This window comes from Lentilactobacillus dabitei (assembly GCF_019061365.1).
GTDB classification, from domain to species: domain Bacteria; phylum Bacillota; class Bacilli; order Lactobacillales; family Lactobacillaceae; genus Lentilactobacillus; species Lentilactobacillus dabitei.
On sequence record NZ_JAHPPD010000154.1, the window covers coordinates 1 to 2,932 of the forward strand.

The following is a 2,932-nucleotide window of genomic DNA, read 5'->3' on the forward strand; positions in this document are numbered from 1 at the left end:
ACCGCGTATTCTGAGGAAATGAAGAACACACTTAAGACACTTGAAGCCCATCACGATGAAATTCATAATACCTTTACCACAAAGTATTCAAATGGTCCTTTAGAAGGTTCTAATAATAAAATCAAAGCTATTAAACGAGCTAGCTTTGGCTATCGCAGTTTCTGGAGATTTAGAACGCGAGTACTATACGTTTTCAAGGTCAAAACAAAAAGAGCCCTAATCACAAAGTGATTAGAACTCGAATTTAGTTTCACCAACAACAGTTGACGAAGAGCCGTAATTAGAGCAATTGAATGGGCTGTGGAATTAGGGGAATTTATGTTGGCTTTTTATTGTTTGAGTTGCCCTGGTTACTTTGGTGGTGTTCTATTTATACGTAGATTAGGATTACTTCACAAAGTAGGAAGCTCAGGGGTAAGCACTGCAAGCATAAGCTCCAAGCCAGGGGAGCTTATGTGTGGTAACTTTATGTTTCTCTAAGTGCTTTAGTGGTATTAGTTGGTGGTTGTTCTCCGTTATATAGATTAGGATCGCTCCGCTCACTCTGTTTTTGGCGGCCGAGTGGAAACGTGCTTCACAAAGCAGAAGCTTGCACCTAAGCCTTCTAACCGCTTTGCTCCGCACTCTGGACGCCTTCGCAGCTCTACCAAAAAGATCTTTACGCAAAATGCGTAAAGATCTTTTTGGTAGAGCCGAAGGCTACTTTTTGAGTAACTTTTCAGCATCAGCTGTAATGTCGTCAGTCGACATATTCATGTATGGCTCCATGTCTTTTTCAGTCTTCATGGTGTCATGATCATTTTTTTCCATGTAATAATCCCATAAAGCATCTCGTACTGGAAGTTTACTATCGCTCCAATCGAAAGCCTCATTCATTTTTTTGTTCAATAATGGGGATTCTGCACCGGGTTCTTCTGCCATAAGTAACTACCTCCTTTGTTGTTCTATAACCATTATAGTTCAAATTTTAATTTTGGCGCAAAAATTGTTTCAAAAATGTAAATGATTTACTTTGCTGGTTCAATTTTCATGATCCAGTTGACCTTTGGATCTGGCGTGTTCAGACGGTCAATGTCCTCGCCAATTGTGGTGTTACGGGCGACTACCCTACCTGATACCGGTGATTTGAGCGTTTCCACCGACTTATCACCTTCGATGTCCAAAAGGTCGTCATCGGTTTCGATAATTTTTAAGTGGGTTGGGAAATCCGCAAAGGTGATCTTGCCGATTTGTTGGTAGACTGATTTGTCGATTCCCAGCAGGTAGTCGCCGTTTTCGGTTTTCGCATACCAGACCCCATCCTTGACCTTTGCATCACTTAACTTTGGTGCCTGGCGATGAGTAAATAAGTTTAAAAATTTCTGCCAAATTGAAATTGATTTCATAATAATCCGCCTCGGTATTGTTTAACTAAATTATAACGTATAATGAGGAATATACGTAGGATTCTGCAGGAGGGATAGCCTGATGTATTTAATCGATATTTCTAGAAATGGGCAACCCAGTTACGATGCCCGGGTCAATCAGTCGCTGGACAACTATTTTGTGAATGACCTCAAGCTGCCGGGACGCGGGTTCATGTTTTACGTTAACCAGCCGTCGGTCATCATTGGCCGCAATCAAAATGTTTGGGCGGAGGTCGATATTGGCTACCTGCATGAGCACAATATCCAGCTGGTTAGGCGGACGTCCGGCGGTGGCGCGGTCTATCACGACATGGGCAACTTTATCTTTGAAAATATCTTGACGGATAACGTTGACGACTTTGGCGACTACGGTCACTTTGCCGAACCGGTATTGAAAGCGTTGCGTAAGCTCGGAATTGATGTTCAGATGAAGGCAAACAGCAGCGATCTCATTTTGGATGGCAAAAAATGGTCGGGAATGACCATGTTCAAGAGCGGTTCTGGCTTGGCGGCTGGCGGCACGATTATGTATGATTTGAATATTGAAAATGCTAAGCAGGTATTGGCAGAGAATCAGTTGGAAAGCCAAAAGGGATTGGGAGTCCGCTCTAAACGGAGCCCGATCGTTAATTTGAAAGATTATTTGCCGACGGGGATGACGATGGCTGACTTCCGCGAGTATCTGTTGAAGGAACTCTTTTCGGTGAAATCCCTGGATGAGATTGAAACTTATCATATGACCGCCGCCGATTGGCAGAAGGTTGATGAGCACCTTGCGGAGACGTATGGGACGGATGCTTGGAATTACGGGCACAATCCTGGTTACTATGACTATGCGGACACGGAACTGGCAGCTGGCAAGCTGGGGATGAATTGGACGGTTGAGGATGGGAAGGTTGTTCACCTCAAATTCAATCCATTTTTCAAAGCCGATGGGGATCTTAAATCAATTGAAACTGGATTAATTGGTAAAAAGCCAAGTAATTGGACTATTAGTCGGCTGGTAAAAAGAGCAAAGCTAAAAAATGTCGATAATAATTTGCTTATTGAATTTATTGGAAACAGTCTAAGCTAAAAATAGATAAACACTAGAAACGAATTATGCCATTCATTATTTGGATGGCGTTTTTTATTGCCTAAATGGACAGTCGATAAGCCCCCTCATCAACACCATCATTACGCATCATGAATGGATTTAAGGGTGTTCGATTAGCAAATATGAAAGTTCATAATTTCTTTCAAAAATAGCCAAACTTTCCTGATAATCTTATTTCATAGATAAGATGAGGGTAATTATAGCGAATGACGGAGGAAAAATTATGAAATTACTCAAGAAGGGATTCATCGTGCAATTTGTTGGGGTGCTCACCCTGGTGTTCGGTAACTTCTATACGGCCGGTGCCGCCGTGGCCGATGTAGTTGCGACCGATGAAATTGCAGTTAAAAAGGCTCTTCGTCAACTGTTGTTGGTGAAACTAAATTCGAGTTCTAATCACTTTGTGATTAGGGCTCTTTTTGTTTTGACC

At 42.2% G+C, this 2,932-nt stretch carries 5 protein-coding genes; 3 read left to right on the forward strand and 2 right to left on the reverse strand.

Features of this window, described 5'->3' with window-relative positions; all coding sequences use genetic code 11:
- The coding region (locus KTE19_RS13335; RefSeq protein ID WP_217342495.1) for a transposase at positions 1 to 231 on the forward strand (231 nt) is incomplete at its 5' end.
- A 468-nt stretch (positions 232 to 699) separates the two neighbouring features.
- Here the strand turns inward: KTE19_RS13335 and KTE19_RS13340 are convergent.
- Together KTE19_RS13340 and KTE19_RS13345 are read right to left on the reverse strand one after the other, a co-directional pair.
- On the reverse strand, positions 700 to 921 hold the full coding sequence (locus KTE19_RS13340; RefSeq protein ID WP_008855235.1) for a P8 family protein: 222 nt from the start codon (positions 919 to 921) through the stop codon (positions 700 to 702).
- Positions 922 to 1,007: 86 nt separating this feature from the next.
- Positions 1,008 to 1,385, reverse strand: coding sequence for a glycine cleavage system H family protein (locus KTE19_RS13345; RefSeq protein ID WP_217163538.1), 378 nt, complete (start codon positions 1,383 to 1,385; stop codon positions 1,008 to 1,010).
- Between the two features lie 82 nt (positions 1,386 to 1,467).
- Between KTE19_RS13345 and lplA the strand changes: the two genes are divergently transcribed.
- Both lplA and KTE19_RS13355 read left to right on the forward strand, forming a co-directional pair.
- Positions 1,468 to 2,481 carry a lipoate--protein ligase gene (lplA, locus tag KTE19_RS13350; RefSeq protein WP_217342496.1) on the forward strand — a complete coding sequence of 338 codons (1,014 nt, stop codon included), beginning with the start codon at positions 1,468 to 1,470 and terminating at the stop codon, positions 2,479 to 2,481.
- A 244-nt stretch (positions 2,482 to 2,725) separates the two neighbouring features.
- Positions 2,726 to 2,932 (forward strand): hypothetical protein (locus KTE19_RS13355; RefSeq protein ID WP_217342497.1); only part of this gene is annotated, 207 nt, incomplete at its 3' end.

Bases quoted from the DNA above. Each gene is read 5' to 3' on its own strand.
- KTE19_RS13340 (WP_008855235.1), bottom strand. From the start codon at position 921: ATGGCAGAAGAACCCGGTGCAGAATCCCCATTATTGAACAAAAAAATG.
- KTE19_RS13345 (WP_217163538.1), bottom strand. From the start codon at position 1,385: ATGAAATCAATTTCAATTTGGCAGAAATTTTTAAACTTATTTACTCAT.
- lplA (WP_217342496.1), top strand. From the start codon at position 1,468: ATGTATTTAATCGATATTTCTAGAAATGGGCAACCCAGTTACGATGCC.